This window comes from Pseudomonas sp. LBUM1652 (genome assembly GCF_059716105.1).
In genome coordinates this window covers 3,964,851-3,987,390 of record NZ_CP166804.1, presented here as the reverse complement: position 1 = coordinate 3,987,390, position 22,540 = coordinate 3,964,851, and the positions used below count along the sequence as shown (strand labels likewise).

Genomic DNA, 22,540 nt, shown 5'->3' with positions numbered 1-22,540 from the left:
AGCGTGGGAACGATCAATCATCAAATTCAATACACCCAAACCTCAACCCGTCGATTCTTGATCCGCCCCTCATCCGCACTATTCGCCGCCACCGGCATCTGCGCTCCAAACCCGCGAACCTCCCGCAACACCACGCCGTTCTTCACCAGCTCCCGCCGCACCGCCATCGCCCGCAGCTTCGATAGCAAGTCCGCGCGCGCCGGGTCGTCCTTTACATCACCAAACCCAATCAGCGTCACCGTGCGATCAGTCTTGTTTTGACGCTTTATATAGTCGAGCACCCGGGCCAGATCCTGTCGCGCCTTGTTATCCAGGCTCGCGCTGCCTTCCTCGAAACGGAAGTTCACTGTCAGACGCTGGGCGTGACGGCTGAGTGATTGGTAACCCTCGGGCATCAGCGCATTCGGTGCGACCGTCATGGCCTGAACGGTCTGGCTGATAAACCCGTTGGCCGCCACGATCGCCTGGCCCTGACGACTTTGCGCGAACGCCGCCAATGCTTTCGCCCAAGGATTCTTGCTATTCGGCGGCATATAGAAGAACAACCTGCGGGACAAGGGATAGTCCTCGGTGGCGATCAAGCTGCTCAGCGGCAGCATCGACTGCGACGCACCATCGGCAATCGCCACCGCTTTGGCCTGGCGCACGTAAGGTAAACCGATAAAACCGATGCCTTGCGGATCGGCGCTGACGGCATCGGACAATTGCTCGCTGGATTCAAACCTTTTCGCAACGCTACTCAGATTTTTCCCACGACGACTGAGGACCAATTCCTTAAACGTGTCGTAGGTGCCGGACTGATCATCGCGTGCATATAAATGAATCGCCCCGCCATGGCCGCCGAGGTCTTCCCAGGTTTTCACCTCGCCGGCAAAGATCCGCGCCAGTTGTTCGGTGTCCAGTTGCTGCAACGGGTTGTCGGGGTGAAGGATGATTGCCAGGCCATCGATGGCAATGACTTGCTCGGCTGCGGGGCTTTTCAAGTCGCCGAGCGATTGCAGGCTGAGCAGTTCGCTGTCCTTGATCGGGCGGGAGGAGGCGGCGAGGTCGGCAGCGGCGGCTTTGAGCGCAGTGAAGCCGGTGCTGGAACCGTGGGCTGCGATTTCCACCACGACGCTTTTACCTTGGGCAGACTGGCCGACGATCCGCAGTTCGTTGGCGCTGTCCGGGGTTTCGCGGTGGATCTTCAGCAGCCCTTGTTCCCGTAACAGGCCTTCGACCAACGCCGGGCCGAGTTCGGCGCCGATGGTGTTCGAGCCTTGGATGCGCAATGCCGGGCCGTTTTCAGGGATGGGCAGTGCAGCGGCGGAGACCGTCAGCCATCCACTCAAGAGAAAAACGCACAGAACACGCAGGGTCATGCCGGCACCGAATCAAGCCAAGGGGATTGCCGGGGAGATTAAGTCAGGCGCATGACCAAAACATGACAGTGATCCCACAGGAGAATTTCAGGCGATTTGAAGATCAGGCCAGTTCAAGCCAGATCGGCGCATGGTCCGAAGGCTTTTCCATCCCGCGCAGTTCATAGTCGACACCCGCCGCTTTCACCCGAGGCAACAAACCGTGGGAAGCGAGGATCACGTCGATGCGCAGGCCACGCTTCGGCTCGTCTTCAAACCCACGGCTGCGGTAATCGAACCAACTGAACATGTCGGTCACGTCCGGGTTCAGGTGGCGGTAGCTGTCGGTCAGGCCCCAGTTTTTCAGGCGGGCCATCCACTCGCGCTCTTCCGGCAGGAAGCTGCATTTACCGGTTTTCAGCCAGCGCTTCATGTTGTCCGGGCCGATACCGATGTCGCAGTCTTCCGGGGAAATATTCACATCGCCCATCACCACCAGCGGCTGTTCATTGTGGAACTGGCTTTCTAGCAAGGCTTGCAGATCGCTGTAAAAGCGCTGCTTGGCGGGGAATTTGGTTGGATGGTCGCGGCTTTCGCCCTGTGGGAAATAGCCGTTCATGATCGTCACCGGAACGCCGTTGGCGTCGGCGAAAGTGCCCCAGATGAAGCGGCGCTGGGCGTCTTCTTCGTCGGTGGCAAAACCTTTGTGAATCGCGATCGGCTCCTGACGCGAGAGCAGGGCGACGCCGTAGTGACCTTTCTGGCCGTGGAAATACACGTGATAGCCCAGCGCACGTACTTCTTCCAGCGGGAACTGGTCGTCGTGGACTTTGGTTTCCTGCAGGCCGATCACGTCCGGCTGATGTTTTTCGATCAGCGCTGCCAGCTGATGCGGACGCGCGCGCAGTCCGTTGATGTTGAAGGAAACAATCTTCATGGTCGGCAGTCCTGGCAAAAGGGCGATGCTAGCTGACATGTGGGGTGGGGGCCAGTGTGGGGTAGGGGAAATCGCTTTTGCCTGCCAGATAAATGTTGTCTGAACCGGCGTCATCGCGAGCAGGCTCACTCCTACAATTGAAATGCGTACCCCTGTAGGAGTGAGCCTGCTCGCGATTGGCGGTCGCCCGTTCGATGAAGATCCAAGGTTGGTCTATACCTGTGGGGAACTGTGCCAACGGCAATAGGTTCGTACCAACAAGAGCGCAGTCATTTTAGCCGCGCCCCGGGGAGAATCACCGTCATGCCTGAAACCCAGACCGCCATCGCCGACATTCATATGCTCGACCGCGGCTATTCCCGCGAAGCACGATCCCTGCTGTATCAGGCCTACCGCCACGAGCCGACTTTCGGCTACCTGTTCGAAGCCGAGCGTCCCGGCTACGAGCAGCGGGTGCGGGCGACGGTGCGCGAATTGGTAAAACAACACTTCCTGCAGGATCTGCCGGCCATTGGCCTGCTGGTCAACGATCGCCTGATCGGCATTGCCCTGATTGCACCGCCGCAACGCCGTTTGGGCATCACCGAGAGCTGGGCGTGGCGCCTGCGCATGGTGCTCAGCACCGGTTTCCGCTGTACTCGCCGCTACCTGGAATATCACGATGCCGTGGCCGCCTGCGTGCCGAGCGATTCGGTGCACATGTTGCCGCTGCTGGGTGTTCACCCGCAGTTCCAAGGCAAACACTTCGGTGAGCAACTGCTGACTGCCGTGCACAACTGGTGCGCGGTGGACGAAACCTCGCAAGGCGTGGTGCTCGATACCGGCAACCCGCGTTACCTGGAATTCTATAAACGTCAGGGTTATCAGGAGATTGGCGAAGTTGCCGTCGGCCCGGTGCGCGAACACGTATTTTTCCACGCCAACCCTCAGGTGTTACAAACTGCAACAGCATAGCAATCGAACTTCTTGGGAAATTTCCTCTTCTATTACGCTCCCAAGCCCGTGATAGCATTCGCGCCATGAAGTTTCCAGGAAGATTTACCAGTGGCGTGCTCATGCTGTTATCCAGCTGTGCGGCGCTGGCGCAAAGTGAATTGGATGTGCGGATCAAACCGTCCAACGATGCACTCAAGGCCAATATAGAAGGCTATATCGGCAGCCTCGGTGACCGTGACGAAGAAGCCTTGCTGCGCTTCAGTCGCGGTGCCGAAGAGCAGGCGCGCAAGGCGGCCCAGGCGTTGGGCTACTATCAGCCGCAGATCGACAGCGACGTGAAGGGCGGCGAAAAACCGCGTCTGGTGCTGAACATCGATCCCGGCGAACCGATTCGTCTGCGCAACGTCACAATCCGTGTCGACGGCCCGGCTGCCTCCTTTAAATCCTTTCGCGTGCCGAAAGCCGACGTGCTCAAGCCCGGCGCGGTGCTCAACCATGGTCGCTACGAAGACGCCAAACGGCTGATCCAGAATCAGGCCTCGCGCTTCGGTTATTTCAGCGGCCATTTCACCAGTCAGAAACTCATGGTCGACCCGCGTGCCGGTGTCGCCGATGTTGAATTGATCTACGAAAGCGGCCCGCGTTATGCGCTGGGCAAAGTCAGTTTCGAGGGTGATACGCCGTTCGACGAAGACCTGCTGCAACGCATGGTGCCGTTCAAGGAAGGCGAGCCGTATGACTCCGAGCTGATCGCCGAACTCAACCGCGACCTGCAATCGAGCGGCTATTTCGAAGGGGTGCGCGTCGATGCCGCACCGACCACCGCGAAAAACGAGGTGATCCCGGTGGACGTCAAACTCGACACGCGCAAGCCGCGCACCATGGGCCTGGGCCTCGGTTATTCGACCGACGTCGGGCCACGGATCAAGGCCAACTGGACGCGCCATTGGGTCAATCCGCAGGGCGACAGTTATGGCTGGGAAGCCGAACTCTCGGCGCCACGGCAGAACGTCGGCCTCTTTTACGACATTCCGCTCGACCCGCCGCTGACCGACAAATTGCGTTGGGCCGGTGGTTATCAATTCGAAGACATCGAGGGTTCTGACACCCTGAGCAAGCTGCTGACCTTCGGCCCGGAATGGCACAGCAAGTTGCCCAGTGGCTGGCAACGGGTGATCTCGCTGAAATGGCAGCGCGAGGAATACGAGCTCGGTGATGACTCGGGTTTGAGTACCTTGCTGATGCCCGGCATCAGTTATTCGTACTTGAAAAGCGACAACCGCATCGACCCGCACAATGGCTATCGCCTGACCTTTGAAAGCAAAGTCGCGAAGGAAGGCCTCGGCTCGGACAACAACCTTCTATATGGCACCGCGCTGGTCAAAGGCCTGACCACGGTGTTCGACAAACACCGTTTGCTCGGCCGCGTGCAGGTCGGCGGCAGCGCCACCAACGGTTACGCGTCGGTGCCGCCGTCGCTGCGTTTCTTCGCCGGTGGCGATCAGAGCGTGCGTGGTTACGACTACCAGAGCCTGTCTCCGGAGAACTCCGACGGCAAACGTATCGGTGGCCGTTACATGGTTGCCGGCAGCGTCGAGTATCAATACTCGGTCGCCGAGAAGTGGCGGGTCGCGACCTTCGTCGACCAGGGCAACTCTTTCAACAAACTCGAACTGCCGAACCTCAAGACCGGGGTCGGTATTGGTGTGCGCTGGGTCTCGCCGGTGGGGCCGATCCGCCTCGACCTGGCCCACGCGCTGGACGACGATGGCGGCATCCGGCTGCACTTTTCCATGGGGCCTGAGCTGTGAAACGTGGTTTGAAAATAACGGCACTGACGCTTCTGGCGCTGGTGTTGTTGATTGTCTTGAGCATCGCTGCGGTGCTGGGTACGCAGGCTGGCAGCCGTTGGGCGCTGGGTCTGGTGCCGGGTTTGAGCGTAGAAAATTTCCAGGGCCGCCTCGGCGGACAATGGAGCGCCGATCACCTGTTGTGGCAGCAAGACAGCAGCCGCGTCGAGTTGCAGAAGCCGATTTTCGCCTGGTCGCCGCTGTGCCTGACGCGCATGACCTTGTGCATCGACCAGCTCAAGGCTGATCAGGTCATTCTGCAATTCCCGCCGAGCGAAGAAACTACGCAAAGCGGTCCGATCAAACTGCCGGATCTGCAATTACCGGTGGCCCTCGAGCTGGGCGACGTGCAGGTCGGCAGCCTGTTGTTTAACGGCAGCGAACAACTCAAAGGCCTGAAACTGGCGGCGCACTGGACCGCCAAGGGCATGCAGATCGACAGCGTGCAATTGCAGCGCGACGAGCTCAGCCTGAATCTGTCCGGTCTGTTGCAACCCTCCGGTAACTGGCCACTGAACATCGCCGGTGATCTGACCCTGCCGTCGCCGGGCACCGGCCCATGGACGTTGGCGTTAAAGATCGACGGCGACCTGTTGAAAACCCTCAACCTGAACGCCGACAGCCGTGGCTACCTCGATGGCCAGTTGAGCGGTGAACTGCAACCGCTGGTGGAAAACCTGCCGGCCAAGGTGCGCATCACTTCCGAGGCGTTCAAGCCGAGCGCCGACCTGCCGGACACCCTGCAACTCAATCAACTGGTGCTGACCGGCGAAGGCGACCTGAAAAATGGTTATCAGCTAAACGGCAACGCCACACTGCCCGCTGATAAAGGCCCGGTCGCGCTGTTGCTCAAAGGCAAGGTCGACGCCAGCGGCGCGCAAATCGCCGGGCTCGACCTGACCGCCAACGACAAGCAAAGCCTCAAGCTCACCGGCAGCGTCGACTGGAGCAAAGGCATCACGGCTCAAGCCAACATCAATTGGCAGGACTTCCCGTGGCATCGGCTCTACAACGAAATCGACGAGCCGCAAGTCGCCTTGCGTACCTTCAACGGCGAAGTCTCCTACACCGACGGTCAGTACATCGGTAACTTCGCCGCCGCGCTGGATGGCCCGGCGGGGGCGTTCAGCCTGAGCAGTCCGTTCAGCGGCAGCCTTAAACAGATCGCACTGCCGCAACTGAAAATGGAAGCCGGGCAGGGCAAGGCCGAAGGGCATGTGAACGTGCAGTTCGCCGACGGCATCGCCTGGGACACGGCGCTGGATCTGTCAGCGCTCAACCCAGCGTACTGGGTCGCGGAGCTGCCGGGCACCTTGGCCGGGCCACTGAAAAGCAAAGGCGAAATGAAGAACGAGCGCTTGAGCCTGACAGCCGACCTCGATCTGAAAGGCAAACTGCGCGGCCAACCGGCGATCCTGCAAGCCAAGGCTGACGGTGCGGGCGAGCAGTGGAATCTCAACGCCCTGCAAATCCGCCTCGGCGACAACAGCATCATCGGCAAGGGCAGCCTGCAACAGAAACTCACCGGGCAGATCGACATCAAACTGTCGCGTCTGGCCCAGCTGTGGCCGCAATTGCGCGGGCAGATCAACGGTCAGGTCAACGTAGCCGGTACGCTGAAAGCGCCGCAAGGCAAGCTAGGCCTGCAAGGTTCGCAACTGGCCTTCCAGGACAATCGCCTGCAAAGCCTCAACCTCGACGCCACCCTCGACAGTGCGCAACGGGCGAAAATTGATCTGAAAGGCTCAGGGATTCAGGCTGGCGATACGTCGCTGGGTACACTGACCGCCAGTGCCCAAGGCGACATCAAGAGCCAGAAACTCAGCCTCGATCTGCTCGGGCCGAAACTGAAACTGGCGTTGGGCCTGGACGGCAATCTCGACAAGGGCAACTGGCGTGGACGCTTGGCCAGCGGTGACATTCAGGCCGGTGGCCAGGACTGGAAGCTGCAAAACCCAGCGAAACTCGAACGTCTGGCCGACGGCAAGATCAACTTTGGCGCCCACTGCTGGATGTCCGGCAGCGCCAGCCTGTGCGGTGAAGATCAACGGCTGATGCCCGATCCGAAACTGCGCTACCACCTCAAGCAATTCCCGATTGAGAGTCTGGCGCAGTGGCTGCCCAAGGATTTCGCCTGGCAGGGCAAGCTCAACGCCGATCTGCAACTGGACGTGCCGGCCAGCGGCCCGAACGGTGTGATCAGCGTTGATGCCAGTGGTGGCACGCTGCGCATGCGTGAGAAAGATCAGTGGCTGGATTTCCCGTACCAGACGCTCAAGCTCACCAGCAAACTCACGCCGAAGCGTATCGACACCGACCTCAATTTCGTCGGCGGCAAACTCGGCGAATTGATGGTGCAGGCGCAGCTCAATCCGCTGCCGAAGAACAAACCGCTGAGCGGCTCGTTCCGCTTGAGTGGGCTGGATCTGTCGGTGGTGCGGCCGTTTGTGCCGATGGTCGAGAAACTCACCGGGCGCTTGAACGGTAGCGGCACGATTTCCGGCGGGCTACTGGCACCGCTGGTCAACGGTACGGTGCAGCTCAGCGACGGCGAAGTGTCGGGTGCCGAGTTGCCGATGGAACTCAACAATCTGCAACTGCAAGCCGTGATTGCCGGTGAGTCGGTGCGTCTGGACGGCGGCTGGAAAAGCGGCAAGACCGGGCAGGGCAGTCTGAACGGCAACGTCGCCTGGGGTCAGGCGCTGGTGGTTGATCTCGCTTTGAAAGGTACGCAACTGCCGGTCACCGTCGAGCCATACGCCAAGCTTGAAGTGGCGCCCGACCTGAAGATTTCCATGGCCGGTGATGAGCTGAAGATTGCCGGCAAAGTGCGGGTGCCCAAAGGCGAAATCACCGTGCGCGAATTGCCGCCATCGACGGTGAAAGTCTCCGATGACACGATCATCGTCGGCGCGCAGACCGAAGAGGGCAAACCGCCGATGGCCATGAAAATGGACATTGATGTAGTCGTCGGCGAAGACAAACTCAGCTTCGCCGGCTTCGGCCTGACCGCCAATCTGCAAGGTCAGGTGCACATCGGCGACAACATGGACACCCGCGGCGAGTTGTGGCTCAACGACGGCCGTTACCGCGCCTACGGCCAGCGCCTGACGGTGCGGCGTGCACGTCTGCTGTTTGCCGGCCCCCTCGATCAGCCGTATCTGGACATCGAGGCGATTCGCCAGACTGACGACGTGATCGCCGGTATTCGCCTGAGCGGCAGTGCCGAGCAGCCGACTACGCAGATCTTCTCGGAACCGGCGATGAGCCAGGAGCAGGCGTTGTCCTACCTCGTTCTTGGTCGTCCGCTGAGTACCAGCGGCGAAGACAACAACATGCTCGCGCAAGCGGCGTTGGGTCTCGGCTTGATGGGCAGCTCTGGGGTGACGAGCAGTCTGGCCAAGGACTTGGGCATTCAGGATTTCCAGCTCGACACCCAGGGCAGCGGCAACACCACCAGCGTGGTGGCCAGCGGCAACATTTCCGAAAAACTCAGTTTGCGTTATGGCGTCGGCGTGTTTGAACCGGCCAGCACCATTGCCCTGCGGTACAAGCTGAGCAAGAAGGTTTACCTCGAAGCGGCCAGTGGCGTCGCGAGTTCGCTGGATATCTTCTACAAGCGCGATTTCTGATTCATCTCTGAAAGATCAAAAGATCGCAGCCATCGGCAGCTCCAACAAGGGTTTACTCAATCCCTGTAGGCGCTGCCGATGGCTGCGATCTTTTGCTTTTGGCTTCTGAAGCACCACCACCTATCCGCCAATTACAAAGCCTCCTAACTATTTGTTTGACATTCGCTGCCTAGGCAGTAACATCTCGACATACATTCACTGCCTAGGCAGTTATTAGGTGAGCAAATGAAGCATTTCACCCCGGACGAATTCAAACACTGCCATCTCGGCCTGTTGCTTGGCCGTGCTGCGCTGCTCAAGGACCGGATCATCGACACCCACATGGAACCCCACGGCATCACCGCCGCGCAGTTCAAGGTGTTGATCATCATGGCCCAGTTCGGCGTCGACACCCCGGCTGAGCTGTGCCGGCATCTGTCGCTGGACAGCGGTTCGATGACGCGGATGCTCGATCGTCTGGAGCAGAAAGGTTTCCTGGTTCGCCAACGCAGCGAAGGCGATCGCCGTCAGGTGCAGCTTCGACTTACGGAGCAAGGCCAGCAACTGGCCGATCGCCTGCCGCACATCGGCGCCGATGCGATGAATGAACTGGCCGGCGCCGTCACTCCGGACGAGTTGAAGACCCTGGAATACATCCTCAAGAAAATTCTGCTGGCAGCCGGTGACCCGATCACCATCCAGCGGTTAGGTGAACACAATGAGCGGTAAAACCTTGCGCAGCAGCCTGACACTCGTGCTGTCGGCGATGATCCTCGCCGGTTGCGCCAACTACAGCGGCCTCGATACCCAAGGCCAGAACCTTGATCCGAAAAGCCTGAAAGTCGGCCAATCCCTCAACGGCGTGACCCTGTCGCCGGCCGCGTGGCCGAAAAGCGACTGGTGGACCAGCCTCGGCGATCCGCAACTCGACGGTTTGATCCGCGAAGCGCTGCACGACAGCCCGGACATGCAGATCGCCGAAGCCCGCGCCCATCAAGCCAGCGCCGCTGCGTATGCCGCCGATGCCGCGCGTTATCCGACCCTCGACGCCAGCGCCGGCATCAGCCGTTCGCGTCTGGCCAAGGATCAGGACCCGCGAGGGCAGGGCGATGCCTACGCCACGGTGCGTAATGTCAGCGCCGGCTTCAATTACAACTTCGATTTGTGGGGCGGTCAGCGTGACGCCTGGGAAGCCGCCCTCGGTCAGGCCCGTGCCGCCGAAGTCGACCGTCAGGCTGCGCAGTTGACCCTCGCTGCCGACGTGGCCCGCGCTTACAGCGATCTCGGTCAGGCGCACATCGTCTATGACCTGGCCAACGAAGACCTCAAGCGCACCAAACAGATGCTCGATCTGAGCCAGCGTCGCCTGAGTTCCGGGATCGACAGCCAGTATCAGTTCCAGCAAACGCAAAGCCTGGAAGCGAGTTCCGAAGCCAGCCTGATCGATGCGGAAAAACGCCTGAACAGCGCGAAAATCGCCTTGGCCGTGTTGCTCGGCAAAGGCCCGGATCGCGGCAACGAAATCGCCCGGCCAAAAGTGTTGCAGGCCAGCGCCGTGGCGGTGCCGTCGGTGTTACCGGCGGAACTGCTCGGTCGTCGCCCGGATCTGGTCGCTGCACGCTGGCGGGTAGAAGCGGCGAGCAAGGACATCGACTCGGCGAAGACCCAGTTCTATCCGAACCTGAACCTGACGGCCTCGGCCGGTGCCGAGTCCTTGTTGGGTGACGCAATGTTCGGTTCGGCCAGTCGTTTCTTCAATATTGCCCCGACCATTTCGGTGCCGATCTTCGATGGCGGACGCCTGCGTGCCAACCTCGATGCGCGCGACGCCGATTACGACCTGGCGGTGGCGCAGTACAACAAAAGTCTGGTGAAAGCACTGGGCGATGTCAGCGACACGATCAATCAGTTGCGTGACATCGGCCGGCAGATCGGCGCGCAGCAACACGCCACCGACATTGCTCAGGACTCTTACAACACCGTCGTCCAGCGATACGGTTCCGGCATCGGCAACTACCTGGACGTGCTCAGCATCGAGCAGCAATTGCTCCAGGCCCAGCGTCAATTGGCCAACCTCAATGCCGAGCAGATCGACCTGTCGATTCAACTGATGCAAGCGCTGGGCGGCGGCTTCCAGGGGCAGACCCTGACCGCAGCCAACGCCACCCCAGCCACGTCGCACAACTAATTCAAGGTATTTGTCATGGCCACTGCCGAAAACACTCAAGCTCCAGACAACACCCCAGACACCGGCAATCCGCGCAAACGCAAAGTGATGCTGCTGGTGCTGGCGGTTATCGTCCTCCTCGCTGTTGGCGGCGTCTGGGCGTATCACGAATTCATCGGGCGCTTTAACGAAAGCACCGACGACGCCTACGTCAACGGCAACGTCGTGGAAATCACTCCGCTGGTGACCGGCACCGTGGTCAGCATCGGCGCTGACGATGGCGACCTGGTTCACGAAGGTCAGGTGCTGATCAACTTCGACCCTAACGACGCTGAAGTCGGCCTGCAAAGTGCTCAGGCCAAACTGGCGCGCACCGTGCGTCAGGTGCGTGGCTTGTACAGCAACGTCGATGGCATGAAAGCCCAGGTCAATGCGCAACAGGCTGAAGTGCAGAAGGCGCAGGACAACTTCAATCGCCGGAAGAATCTCGCCGCTGGCGGGGCGATTTCCCAGGAAGAACTGTCCCACGCTCGCGACGACCTGACCTCGGCGCAAAACGCCCTGGCCAACGCCAAACAACAACTGAAAACCAGCAGCGCGCTGGTCGATGACACCGTGGTGTCGTCGCACCCGGACGTGATGTCGGCTGCTGCGGATCTGCGTCAGGCCTACCTGACCAATGCGCGCAGCACCTTGATCGCGCCAGTCACCGGTTACGTCGCCAAACGCACCGTGCAACTCGGTCAGCGCGTACAACCGGGCACCGCGCTGATGGCGGTGATTCCACTGGATCAACTGTGGATCGATGCCAACTTCAAGGAAACCCAACTGCGTGACATGCGCATCGGTCAGCCAGTCGACATCGAGTCCGACATCTACGGCAGCGACGTGAAATACAGCGGCACCGTCGACAGCCTCGGCGCCGGCACCGGCAGCGCGTTTGCCTTGTTGCCTGCGCAGAACGCCACCGGTAACTGGATCAAGATCGTTCAGCGTGTGCCGGTACGGATTCACATCAACGCCGAAGAACTGGCCAAGCACCCGCTGCGGGTGGGCCTGTCGACCAACGTCGAAGTCAATCTGCACGACCAGAGCGGCCCGGTACTGGCCCAGCAGCCACCGCAAAAAGCGTCGTTCAGCACCAACGTCTACGACCGTCAACTGGCCGAAGCCGACGCGATGATCGCTCAGCTGATCCACGACAACAGCGCTGCGGCCAGCAAAACCGCGCAACGCTGATTCACCACTGACCCTGTGGGAGCAGTCTTTGTGGTGAAGAGATTCATCTGGGAAGAAGGGATTCTTCTGTAGAGAAAAGATGCATCTGTGGCGAGGGGATTTATCCCCGATGGACTGCGAAGCAGGCCCGTCTTTTTAGGACCAAAAGAGGGGCCGCTTCGCGACCCATCGGGGATAAATCCCCTCGCCACAAAAGCTCCCTCATCACAAAAGCGTGTTCCCACAAGGGCTGCTGTGTCTGTAACAGACGCAGCGTCAACTTTGTTCCAAAGGATTCACAATGAGCAATAACGCCTCTTTCACGCCGCCCAGCCTGTTGCTCAGCACCATCGGCCTGTCGCTGGCGACCTTCATGCAAGTGCTCGACACCACCATCGCCAACGTGGCATTGCCGACCATTTCCGGCAACCTGGGGGTGAGTTCGGAGCAGGGCACCTGGGTGATCACCTCGTTTGCCGTGAGCAACGCCATTGCGCTGCCGCTGACCGGTTGGCTCAGTCGGCGTTTCGGTGAGGTGAAGCTGTTTCTCTGGGCCACCATTCTGTTTGTGCTGGCCTCGTTTCTCTGCGGTATCTCGACGTCGATGCCCGAGTTGATCGGCTTCCGCGTGCTGCAAGGCCTGGTGGCCGGGCCGCTGTACCCGATGACACAAACCCTGTTGATCGCCGTTTATCCCCCCGCGAAACGGGGGATGGCTTTGGCGTTGCTGGCGATGGTCACGGTGGTCGCACCAATTGCCGGGCCGATTCTCGGTGGCTGGATCACCGACAGCTACAGCTGGCCGTGGATCTTTTTCATCAACGTGCCGATCGGGATCTTTGCGGTGATGGTGGTGCGTTCGCAACTGGCCAAGCGGCCGGTGGTGACCAGTCGTCAGCCGATGGATTACGTTGGGCTGATCTCGCTGATCATCGGCGTCGGTGCCTTGCAGGTGATCCTCGACAAAGGCAATGACCTGGACTGGTTCGAATCGAACTTCATCATCATCGGCGCAGCGATTTCGGTGATTGCCCTGGCGGTGTTCGTCATCTGGGAAATGACTGACCAGCATCCGGTGGTGAATCTGCGGCTGTTCGCGCACCGTAACTTCCGTATCGGCACGATTGTGCTGGTGTTGGGTTACGCCGGGTTCTTCGGCATCAACCTGATCCTGCCGCAGTGGCTGCAAACGCAGATGGGTTACACCGCGACCTGGGCGGGTCTGGCCGTGGCGCCGATCGGCATTCTGCCGGTGCTGCTGTCGCCGTTTGTCGGCAAGTACGCGAACAAGTTCGACCTGCGCTTGCTCGCCGGGCTGGCGTTTCTGGCGATTGGCCTGAGCTGCTTCATGCGCGCCGGGTTCACCAATGAAGTGGACTTCCAGCACATCGCTCTGGTGCAACTGTTCATGGGCATTGGTGTGGCGCTGTTCTTCATGCCGACCTTGAGCATTCTGATGTCGGACTTGCCGCCGAGCCAGATTGCCGACGGTGCGGGCCTGGCGACCTTCCTGCGGACACTGGGCGGCAGCTTTGCCGCGTCGCTGACCACGTGGATCTGGATTCGCCGTGCTGATCAGCATCATGCGTATATGAGTGAAAGCATCAGTACGTATGAGCCGGCGACGCGCGAGACGTTGAATCAACTGGGCGGGGCGAGTCATTCGGCTTATGCGCAGATGGATCAGATCCTCACCAGCCAGGCGTACATGCTCTCCACCGTGGATTACTTCACGCTGCTGGGTTGGGGCTTCATGGGGTTGATTCTGATTGTGTGGCTGGCGAAGCCGCCGTTTGCTGCCAAGGCAGGGCCGGCTGCTTCCGGGCATTAAGGTCAAAAGCCCCTCACCCTAACACTCTCCCGGAGGGAGAGGGGACTGACCGTGGTGGATGTTCGGGATACATCGACCTGACAGACTTCAGTCGAACTCAGGTTTTGAAAAGCACAGAGATCGGCTCCCTTTCCCCCTCGCGCCCCCTGGGGGAGAGGGCTGGGGTGAGGGGGTAGCGATCTTCAGCCGTGCGGCAAAGCCAGCGGCGGGGCGAAGTCGAATGGCGCTAACGCATAGCCGTTCTCATCCACCTGCAACGCCCACCCTTGACGATCCCAATCCCCCAGCACAATCCGCTTCGCCGCTTGCTCACCGAGCTGCAGCTTATGGATCGCCGGGCGATGGGTGTGCCCGTGAATCAGGGTTTTCACGCCAAATGCCTGCATGATCCGCGGAATCTCTTGCGGCGTGACATCGACAATGTCATTGGCCTTCATCCGCACCTGCGCCCGGCTTTCGCTGCGCAGCTTGCGCGCCAGTTTGTGGCGGGTGCTTAAAGGCAGGTTCCGCAGGATAAACAGGGTGATCGGGTTGCGCAGGTAACGACGCAGCTTCATATAGCCGGCGTCGCGGGTGCAGAGGCTGTCGCCGTGCATCAATAGCACCGGTTCGCCGTAAAACTGCACGACACTCGGGTCCTTCAACAGCGTGCAGCCGGCCTGTTTGCAGAAGGCCTTGCCGAGCATGAAGTCGCGATTGCCGTGCATCAGAAAGATGGCCGTGCCGCTGTCGCTCAATTCGCGCAGGGCCTGGCAGATGGAGCGCTGGAAGGGCGTCATGGCATCGTCGCCAATCCACGCCTCGAAGAAGTCGCCCAGAATGTACAACGCACTAGCCGAGCGGGCGCGTCCGGCGAGCAAATCCAGAAACGCCCGGGTTATGTCCGGGCGCTCCTCTTCCAGATGCAAGTCTGAAATCAGCAATATCACGCTTCGATGATCTCGGCTTTCTCGATGATCACGTCGTCTGCTGGTACGTCCTGGTGGCCGGCCTTGGAAGTGGTCGAAACACCTTTGATCTTGTCGACAACGTCGGTACCGGCGGTCACTTTACCGAACACGGCGTAGCCCCAGCCTTGGGTGGTCTTGGCGCTGTGGTTCAGGAAGCTGTTGTCAGCCACGTTGATGAAGAACTGCGCGGAAGCCGAATGCGGCTCCATGGTGCGCGCCATGGCAACGGTGTACTTGTCGTTGGAAAGACCGTTGTCAGCTTCGTTCTGGATGCTTGGACGCTTGTCTTTCTTTTCCTTCATGCCTGGCTCAAAACCGCCGCCCTGGATCATGAAGTTACCGATTACACGGTGGAAAACAGTGTTTTCGTAGTGACCGGCGTTAACGTACTCGATGAAGTTGGCGACGGTGGTCGGCGCCTTTTCAGCATTCAGTTCGATGACGATGTCGCCATGGTTGGTGGTCAGTTTGACTTGAGTCATGGTCATTACTCTTCATAAGGAATTCGTGGTTATCGGACATTGAGCCCCAAAACCGGTTCAGCCTGCTTTGGCCAAGGTGCGCAGTTTAGCGTGACAGGCGCGAATTTCGAGGCTGTTTTTCAATTCCCGGCGATTAAATGCGTTCCTTTATAGGGCCTGCTCTGTCAGCCCCTTGACAGCATCGGCTATGATAGCGGCTTTGTTTTGTCTGGCCCCTCTCTGCGGCCGCGCACATGTAAGTCAAGGATCCTATGAGCAAGCCCACTGTCGACCCTACCTCGAATGCCAAGTCCGGCCCCGCCGTGCCGGTCAACTTCCTGCGGCCGATCATCCAGGCAGACCTGGACTCGGGCAAGCACACTCAGATCGTCACCCGTTTCCCGCCTGAGCCCAACGGCTACCTGCACATCGGCCACGCCAAATCGATCTGCGTGAACTTCGGCCTGGCCCAGGAGTTCGGCGGCGTTACGCACCTGCGTTTTGACGACACCAACCCGGCCAAGGAAGACCAGGAATACATCGACGCGATCGAAAGCGACGTCAAATGGCTGGGCTTCGAATGGTCCGGCGAAGTGCGCTACGCCTCGCAGTATTTCGACCAGTTGCACGACTGGGCGGTCGAGTTGATCAAGGCTGGCAAGGCCTACGTTGACGACCTGACCCCTGAGCAAGCCAAGGAATACCGTGGCAGCCTGACCGAACCGGGCAAGAACAGCCCGTTCCGCGACCGTTCGGTTGAAGAGAACCTCGACTGGTTCGCCCGCATGCGCGCCGGTGAGTTCCCGGACGGCGCCCGTGTGCTGCGCGCCAAGATCGACATGGCCTCGCCGAACATGAACCTGCGCGACCCGATCATGTACCGCATCCGCCACGCTCATCACCATCAGACCGGTGACAAGTGGTGCATCTACCCGAACTACGACTTCACCCACGGTCAGTCGGACGCCATCGAAGGCATCACCCACTCCATCTGCACCCTGGAATTCGAAAGCCATCGTCCGCTGTACGAGTGGTTCCTCGACGCCTTGCCAGTGCCGGCGCACCCGCGTCAGTACGAGTTCAGCCGCCTGAACCTGAACTACACCATCACCAGCAAGCGCAAGCTGAAACAACTGGTCGATGAAAAGCACGTCAATGGCTGGGACGATCCGCGCATGTCCACGCTGTCGGGCTTCCGCCGCCGTGGCTACACGCCGAAATCGATCCGCAACTTCTGCGACATGATCGGCACCAACCGTTCCGACGGCGTGGTTGACTTCGGCATGCTCGAATTCAGCATCCGAGACGACCTCGACCACAGCGCCCCGCGCGCCATGTGCGTGCTGCGTCCGCTGAAAGTCGTGATCACCAACTACCCGGAAGGCCAGGTCGAGAACCTCGAACTGCCGCGCCACCCGAAAGAAGACATGGGCGTGCGCGCTCTGCCATTCGCCCGGGAAATCTACATCGACCGTGAAGACTTCATGGAAGAGCCGCCGAAGGGCTACAAGCGCCTGGAATCGGGCGGTGAAGTGCGTCTGCGCGGCAGCTACGTGATCCGTGCCGACGAAGCGATCAAGGACGCCGACGGCAACATCGTCGAACTGCGTTGCTCCTACGACCCGGAAACCCTCGGCAAGAACCCTGAAGGCCGCAAGGTCAAAGGCGTGGTTCACTGGGTGCCGGCCGCTGCCAGCGTCGAGTGCGAAGTGCGTCTGTACGATCGCCTGTTCCGTTCGGCCAACCCTGAGAAGGCCGAAGACAGCGCCAGTTTCCTCGACAACATCAACCCTGACTCACTGCAAGTGCTGACCGGTTGTCGTGCTGAGCCATCGCTTGGCAATGCACAGCCGGAAGACCGTTTCCAGTTTGAGCGCGAAGGCTACTTCGTCGCGGACATCAAGGACTCGAAACCAGGTCAGCCGGTATTCAACCGTACCGTGACCCTGCGTGATTCGTGGGGCCAGTGATTCAGCGTCAAGGAAATTAAAGTGCTGACGATCTACAACACGCTCACCAAGAGCAAAGAAGTCTTCAAGCCGCTCGATGGCAACAACGTGCGCATGTACGTCTGCGGGATGACCGTGTACGACTACTGCCACCTGGGCCACGGCCGCAGCATGGTCGCGTTCGACCTGGTGACCCGCTGGTTGCGGTTCAGCGGTTACAACCTGACCTACGTGCGTAACATCACCGACATCGACGACAAGATCATCAACCGGGCCAACGAGAACGGCGAATCGTTCGAAGCGTTGACCGAGCGCATGATCGCGGCGATGCACGAAGACGAAGCGCGCCTGAACATCAAGAAGCCGGACATGGAGCCGCGCGCCACGGATCACATTCCGGGCATGCACGCGATGATCCAGACCCTGATCGACAAGGGCTACGCCTACGCCCCGGGCAATGGCGACGTGTACTATCGCGTCGGCAAGTTCATGGGCTACGGCAAGCTGTCGCGCAAGAAGATCGAAGACCTGCGCATCGGTGCGCGGATCGAGGTCGACGAAGCCAAGGAAGATCCGCTGGACTTCGTGCTGTGGAAAGGCGTCAAGCCGGGCGAGCCGAGCTGGGAATCGCCGTGGGGCGCCGGGCGTCCGGGCTGGCACATCGAGTGCTCGGTGATGTCCACCTGCTGCCTCGGTGAGACGTTCGACATTCATGGCGGCGGCAGCGATCTGGAATTCCCGCACCACGAAAACGAAATCGCCCAGAGCGAAGCGGCCACCGGCAAGACCTACGCCAACGCGTGGATGCATTGCGGCATGATTCGCATCAATGGCGAGAAGATGTCCAAGTCTTTGAACAACTTCTTCACCATTCGCGACGTGCTCGACAAGTACCACCCGGAAGTCGTGCGTTACCTGCTGGTGTCGAGCCACTACCGCAGCGCGATCAACTACTCGGAAGACAACCTCAAGGACGCCAAAGGCGCCCTCGAGCGTTTCTACCACGCGTTGAAAGGCCTGCCGACTGTGGCGCCGGCCGGCGGCGAAGCGTTCGTCGAGCGTTTCACCTCGGTGATGAACGACGACTTCGGTACGCCGGAAGCCTGCGCGGTGCTGTTCGAGATGGTGCGTGAGATCAACCGTCTGCGTGAGAGCGATCTCAATGCAGCGGCCGGTCTGGCGGCGCGTCTGAAAGAACTGGCCAGTGTGCTGGGCGTGTTGCAATTGGAAGCCGATGATTTCTTGCAGGCGGGCGCTGAAGGGCGTGTCGATGCGGCTGAAGTCGATGCGCTGATTGCGGCGCGTCTGGCGGCACGGGCCGGTAAGGACTGGGCTGAGTCCGACCGCATCCGCGACCAGCTCACCGCCATGGGCGTGGTGCTGGAAGATGGCAAGGGCGGCACGACCTGGCGTCTGGCTGACTGATCGTCTGATCTGCTTTAAAACAAAACCCGCCTGGTGCGGGTTTTTGTTTGGCTGCGAAGAAGAGCCCCTCACCCTAACCCTCTCCCGGAGGGAGAGGGGGACTGAATGGGGGATATTCAAGAAATACGCCGACCTGAAAGGTTTTCTCCGAATCCATAATCCACGCAATCTCTCAGGTCGATGTACAACGCCAGACACCTCGGTCGGCTCCCTCTCCCTCCGGGAGAGGGCTGGGGTGAGGGGATCTTTTTGCTGTTGCTTTTGGTGTCCGCCTAGGTCTTGATGTCTGACGCGGCAGCGGGATGCTGCTCAGCGACGAATAGAGGGAGAAATCATGGCTAATCACTATCGCGAACTGCTGACAACCCCAGGCGCCACCGGGTTAGTGCTCGCGAGCTCTATTGCCCGATTACCGCAGGCAATGATCGGCATTGGCATCATCACCATGTTGGTACAGCAAACAGGCTTGTACTGGCTGGCCGGCGCAGTCGCCGGTACGTTTACCCTGGCCAATGCACTGCTCGGCCCGCGCATCTCGAAACTCGTTGATCGGCATGGTCAGAGTCGAGTGCTGCCCATCGTCACGGCTTTCAGCGTTGTGATGTTGCTGGCGCTGATCTTCGCCGTCTACATGAGGGCTCCCGCCGCATTGTTTTTTGTGCTCGCTGCACTGGCGGGGACGATGCCGAGCATGCCGTCCATGATCCGGGCACGCTGGACGCAGTTGTTCCGTGGCAAGCCTCAGCTGCATACGGCGTTCTCCCTGGATACGGTGCTGACCGAACTGGCTTACATCATCGGTCCGCCACTGGCGATCGGTTTGAGCGTGAGCTTTTTCGCCGAAGCCGGGCCGCTTGTCGCTGTGGCGCTGCTGGCCATCGGGGTGACGGCGTTTCTGTTGCAGCGCCAGACCGAACCGAAAGTGGTCTTGGGCCACAAGAGCCACACCGGTTCCACCTTGCTGATTCCCGGCGTTCGCACCATCGTGCTGGCGCTGTTGGCGATGGGGGTCATTGGCGGAGCAATCGATGTCGCCGTTGTGGCGTTCGCCAATGCACAAGGCTGGCCAGCGTCCGCCACGTTCATCCTCGCCGCCTATGCGCTCGGCTCTCTGGTGGCGGGCCTGACCTTCGGTGCAATGCGGGTTTCCCTGCCGATCGAAAAACAGTTCTTCATCGGCATTTTGGTCACGGCCGTTACCGGCGTACTGCCGGTTTTCTCAACAGATGTTTATGTCCTGTCAGTGATGCTGTTTATCGCTGGCATATCGTTTGCGCCAACGATGGTCGTGGTCATGAAGCTGGGGACGATCATCATCCCTGCGTCCAGGATGACAGAAGGGCTGACGTGGATGACCACTGGCATCAGCATCGGCGTAGCGCTGGGAGGCATGCTGGCGGGGTTGGTGATTGATGCGTTCGGCGCGCGAGCAGGGTTCGGCGTGGCGATTGGTGCCGGGGTGATGATGATGGTGGTTGTGCTGGTTGGACTGCGTACATTGGGTGCTGCTTCTGCTACGCATGTTGAGCCGGCCTTTTCGCCCTCACCCTAACCCTCTCCCCCAGGAGAGGGGACTGTTTGGGGGATGCTCAAGAGATACGCCGACCTGAACGAGGTGTACTGAATCCATAATCGACACGATTTTTCAGGTCGATGTACCACGCCAGACACCTCGGTCAGCCCCCTCTCCCAAGGGGAGAGGGCTGGGGTGAGGGGCAAGGGCCATCCTCTCAATCCCCCATCTGCCGCAACCGCTTGTAAAGCGTATTGCGACTAACCCCCAACCGCCGCGCCAAGTGCGAAATATTCCCCCCCGCAGCCTTCAACTCCCGGTTCAGCGCTTCAACGTCATTCAAATCCAACCCCAGTGGCTGCGCGCTCTCAACCGGCTCCATCTCCAGATCGACAAAAAAATCATCCGGCAAATGCTCCGGCCGCACCGGTTGCTCCTCAGCCATGGCCAGTGCCACCTGCATCACGCTGCTGACCTGACGCAAATTCCCCGGCCACGGATGCTTGTCGAACAGTTCCAACACTTCGCGGCTCAAACCCGCCCACTGCGTCGGCTCGCGATGCTGTTCCCACAGCCGTTTGAACAATGCCTCTTTGTCACTGCGCTCGCGTAACGGTGGTAGCTCCAATGTCAGCCCACCGATGCGGTAATACAAATCCTCACGAAACCGCCCCAATTGCACCTGTTCCCGCAGCGAGCGGTTGGTCGCCGAGATGATCCGCAGATCCACCGGGAACAACTCGCTGCTGCCCACCGGTTGCACACAGCGCTCCTGCAAAACCCGCAACAACCGCGCCTGGGTCGGCAACGGCATGTCGCCGATTTCATCTAGGAACAGCGTGCCTTTGTCGGCCTTGCGAATCAGGCCGATGCTGCCTTTCTGATTAGCACCGGTGAACGCGCCTTTCTCGTAACCGAACAGTTCGGACTCCACCAGTTCAGCGGGGATCGCCGCACAGTTGACGGCGATGAAAGCCTGTTTGCTGCGCGAACTGGCCTGATGCAAGGCTTTGACGAACACCTCTTTGCCGACCCCGGTTTCGCCGTGGATCAGCAACGGAATGTCTTTTTCCAGCAGACGCTCAGCCTGGCGCACGGCTTTTTCAACGCGGCTGTCGCCAAAGTGCAGAGTGTTGAGACTGATCGTCGTTGAAACGACGGGTTTAGGTTCAGTCGCAAACACCCGCGCCTGAATCGGTGCCTGTTTCGGCCGCTTCAGCAAGCACTGAAAGCGGTTACGTCCGGAGGTCTGCAAGGCGAACGGCAAACCGTCCGGCTGATTGATCAACTCCAGCAGCGACACCTTGAACAGGCTTTCAACGCTGACCTGCGACAAGCGCACGCCCAACAGATTGTCCGCCCGGCGATTGGCCGACAGCACCTGACCGCTCTCATCGAAAATCAGCAAGCCGGCCCATTGGCTGTCGAGGTTGTTCAAACCGGTGTTGAAGGTCAGTTGAAAGTGCTGGCCGTGGAACAGGTTGAGGATCAGTCGGTTCTCCACGGTCTGGCTCATCATCTTGACCATGCCCAAGGTGTGGGAGGGCGGCAGGTAGCTGTCACTGGACACATCGAGCACCGCGATGACTTTGCGCTCGGCGTCGAAAATCGGTGCGGCGGAACCGGTCATGAAGCGGTTGGCCTTGAGGAAATGCTCGTCGTGTTCAATGTGTACCGCCTGCTCACAGGCCAGTGCAGTGCCGATCGCATTGGTGCCGCTGCAGCGCTCCATCCAGCTCGCGCCGGGCTGAAAGCCCCGCGCCAGGTTCGGCTCGATAAACCGTTGCGTGCCCCACGAAGTCAGCACCTGGCCCTGATGGTCGGCGAGCATGATCAGGCAATTGGAATTACTGAGGATGTTCTCGTAGTAGGGCAGCACCTCCTGATGGGTGGTCTGCACCAGCGAGTGCTGGCTGTCGAGCAATTGCGCAATGCCGGCGGCGGGCAATTGGTCGAAGGCCGGGGTACTTTGGTGATCGAGACCGAACGCACGGCAACGTTGCCAGGAACTCTGGATGATCGCGTCGTGGGACAGCGGCGGGGCAGGTGCGGCCATGGCGGTCAGCCTCTGAAGGGCATTCTTATTATTGTTATAAGGCCCCCTGTAGGAGCTGCCGAAGGCTGCGATCTTTTGATTTTGATCGTTAAAAAACAACATCAAGAGATCGCAGCCTTCGGCAGCTCCTACAGGGAATCGGGTCGCGAAAGCGTTCATAGAGTGTTGTTCACTATTGTTCATTGTCAATCGCCCAACTGTTCAAATGTGTTCAGCTCTGAACGCCGTTTAGCCGCGTTTTCAACGTTTTTCACGACAAATCAATCACTTGCCATTTTTGGCACGAAAGTCGCTCC

15 protein-coding genes are annotated in these 22,540 nt (G+C 59.8%); 10 read left to right on the top strand and 5 right to left on the bottom strand.

Annotated features, from left to right (window positions below):
* Positions 1–26: 26 nt before the first annotated feature.
* Positions 27–1,361 (bottom strand): phosphate ABC transporter substrate-binding/OmpA family protein, encoded by a 1,335-nt coding sequence (locus tag ACA069_RS17900; RefSeq protein WP_187680442.1) that lies wholly within the window; start codon positions 1,359–1,361, stop codon positions 27–29.
* Between the two features lie 103 nt (positions 1,362–1,464).
* Positions 1,465–2,277 carry an exodeoxyribonuclease III gene (gene xthA / locus ACA069_RS17895; RefSeq protein WP_103305276.1) on the bottom strand — a complete coding sequence of 271 codons (813 nt, stop codon included), beginning with the start codon at positions 2,275–2,277 and terminating at the stop codon, positions 1,465–1,467.
* 303 nt (positions 2,278–2,580) lie between these two features.
* On the opposite strand from xthA, the gene ACA069_RS17890 reads away from it, so the two are divergent.
* The 7 genes from ACA069_RS17890 to ACA069_RS17860 all read left to right on the top strand — a co-directional run bounded on the left by ACA069_RS17890 (position 2,581) and on the right by ACA069_RS17860 (position 13,890).
* The gene (locus tag ACA069_RS17890; RefSeq protein ID WP_187681035.1) at positions 2,581–3,231 is read left to right on the top strand and encodes a GNAT family N-acetyltransferase; all 651 of its coding nucleotides are present in this window, start codon (positions 2,581–2,583) and stop codon (positions 3,229–3,231) included.
* A 65-nt stretch (positions 3,232–3,296) separates the two neighbouring features.
* On the top strand, positions 3,297–5,024 hold the full coding sequence (locus tag ACA069_RS17885) for an autotransporter assembly complex protein TamA (RefSeq protein WP_497614668.1): 1,728 nt from the start codon (positions 3,297–3,299) through the stop codon (positions 5,022–5,024).
* Positions 5,021–8,695, top strand: a complete 3,675-nt coding sequence (locus ACA069_RS17880; RefSeq protein WP_497614666.1) for a translocation/assembly module TamB domain-containing protein — start codon at positions 5,021–5,023, stop codon at positions 8,693–8,695. Before ACA069_RS17885 ends, ACA069_RS17880 begins: the two co-directional genes overlap by 4 nt.
* 225 nt (positions 8,696–8,920) lie before the next feature.
* A complete protein-coding gene (locus tag ACA069_RS17875) occupies positions 8,921–9,403 on the top strand; it encodes a MarR family winged helix-turn-helix transcriptional regulator (protein WP_497243680.1) in 483 nt (160 codons plus the stop codon).
* Positions 9,393–10,862 (top strand): efflux transporter outer membrane subunit, encoded by a 1,470-nt coding sequence (locus ACA069_RS17870; RefSeq protein WP_489880277.1) that lies wholly within the window; start codon positions 9,393–9,395, stop codon positions 10,860–10,862. Before ACA069_RS17875 ends, ACA069_RS17870 begins: the two co-directional genes overlap by 11 nt.
* Before the next feature lie 15 nt (positions 10,863–10,877).
* Positions 10,878–12,080, top strand: coding sequence for an HlyD family secretion protein (locus tag ACA069_RS17865; protein ID WP_187681031.1), 1,203 nt, complete (start codon positions 10,878–10,880; stop codon positions 12,078–12,080).
* A gap of 280 nt (positions 12,081–12,360) precedes the next feature.
* Positions 12,361–13,890: a DHA2 family efflux MFS transporter permease subunit gene (locus tag ACA069_RS17860; RefSeq protein ID WP_187681030.1), complete on the top strand. Its 1,530-nt coding sequence runs from the start codon at positions 12,361–12,363 to the stop codon at positions 13,888–13,890.
* A gap of 182 nt (positions 13,891–14,072) precedes the next feature.
* Here ACA069_RS17860 and lpxH read toward each other — a convergent pair whose 3' ends face one another.
* Positions 14,073–14,819, bottom strand: a complete 747-nt coding sequence (lpxH, locus tag ACA069_RS17855; RefSeq protein WP_497614664.1) for a UDP-2,3-diacylglucosamine diphosphatase — start codon at positions 14,817–14,819, stop codon at positions 14,073–14,075.
* Positions 14,816–15,322, bottom strand: coding sequence for a peptidylprolyl isomerase (locus ACA069_RS17850; protein WP_187681028.1), 507 nt, complete (start codon positions 15,320–15,322; stop codon positions 14,816–14,818). Before ACA069_RS17850 ends, lpxH begins: the two co-directional genes overlap by 4 nt.
* Before the next feature lie 251 nt (positions 15,323–15,573).
* Here ACA069_RS17850 and ACA069_RS17845 point away from each other — a divergent pair, with 251 nt between their 5' ends.
* The 3 genes from ACA069_RS17845 to ACA069_RS17835 all read left to right on the top strand — a co-directional run bounded on the left by ACA069_RS17845 (position 15,574) and on the right by ACA069_RS17835 (position 20,227).
* Positions 15,574–17,271 (top strand): glutamine--tRNA ligase/YqeY domain fusion protein, encoded by a 1,698-nt coding sequence (locus ACA069_RS17845; protein WP_497614663.1) that lies wholly within the window; start codon positions 15,574–15,576, stop codon positions 17,269–17,271.
* A gap of 21 nt (positions 17,272–17,292) precedes the next feature.
* Positions 17,293–18,675 carry a cysteine--tRNA ligase gene (gene cysS / locus ACA069_RS17840; protein ID WP_497614661.1) on the top strand — a complete coding sequence of 461 codons (1,383 nt, stop codon included), beginning with the start codon at positions 17,293–17,295 and terminating at the stop codon, positions 18,673–18,675.
* Between the two features lie 334 nt (positions 18,676–19,009).
* Entirely contained in the window at positions 19,010–20,227 is a 1,218-nt protein-coding gene (locus ACA069_RS17835; RefSeq protein WP_497614660.1) for an MFS transporter, read from the top strand.
* Positions 20,228–20,405: 178 nt separating this feature from the next.
* Here ACA069_RS17835 and ACA069_RS17830 read toward each other — a convergent pair whose 3' ends face one another.
* Positions 20,406–22,244 (bottom strand): sigma-54-dependent Fis family transcriptional regulator, encoded by a 1,839-nt coding sequence (locus tag ACA069_RS17830; protein WP_401271836.1) that lies wholly within the window; start codon positions 22,242–22,244, stop codon positions 20,406–20,408.
* Positions 22,245–22,540 lie beyond the last annotated feature (296 nt).

Bases quoted from the DNA above. Each gene is read 5' to 3' on its own strand.
- ACA069_RS17900 (WP_187680442.1), bottom strand. From the start codon at position 1,361: ATGACCCTGCGTGTTCTGTGCGTTTTTCTCTTGAGTGGATGGCTGACG.
- xthA (WP_103305276.1), bottom strand. From the start codon at position 2,277: ATGAAGATTGTTTCCTTCAACATCAACGGACTGCGCGCGCGTCCGCAT.
- ACA069_RS17890 (WP_187681035.1), top strand. From the start codon at position 2,581: ATGCCTGAAACCCAGACCGCCATCGCCGACATTCATATGCTCGACCGC.
- ACA069_RS17885 (WP_497614668.1), top strand. From the start codon at position 3,297: ATGAAGTTTCCAGGAAGATTTACCAGTGGCGTGCTCATGCTGTTATCC.
- ACA069_RS17875 (WP_497243680.1), top strand. From the start codon at position 8,921: ATGAAGCATTTCACCCCGGACGAATTCAAACACTGCCATCTCGGCCTG.
- ACA069_RS17870 (WP_489880277.1), top strand. From the start codon at position 9,393: ATGAGCGGTAAAACCTTGCGCAGCAGCCTGACACTCGTGCTGTCGGCG.
- ACA069_RS17865 (WP_187681031.1), top strand. From the start codon at position 10,878: ATGGCCACTGCCGAAAACACTCAAGCTCCAGACAACACCCCAGACACC.
- ACA069_RS17860 (WP_187681030.1), top strand. From the start codon at position 12,361: ATGAGCAATAACGCCTCTTTCACGCCGCCCAGCCTGTTGCTCAGCACC.
- ACA069_RS17850 (WP_187681028.1), bottom strand. From the start codon at position 15,322: ATGACTCAAGTCAAACTGACCACCAACCATGGCGACATCGTCATCGAA.
- ACA069_RS17845 (WP_497614663.1), top strand. From the start codon at position 15,574: ATGAGCAAGCCCACTGTCGACCCTACCTCGAATGCCAAGTCCGGCCCC.
- ACA069_RS17835 (WP_497614660.1), top strand. From the start codon at position 19,010: ATGGCTAATCACTATCGCGAACTGCTGACAACCCCAGGCGCCACCGGG.
- ACA069_RS17830 (WP_401271836.1), bottom strand. From the start codon at position 22,244: ATGGCCGCACCTGCCCCGCCGCTGTCCCACGACGCGATCATCCAGAGT.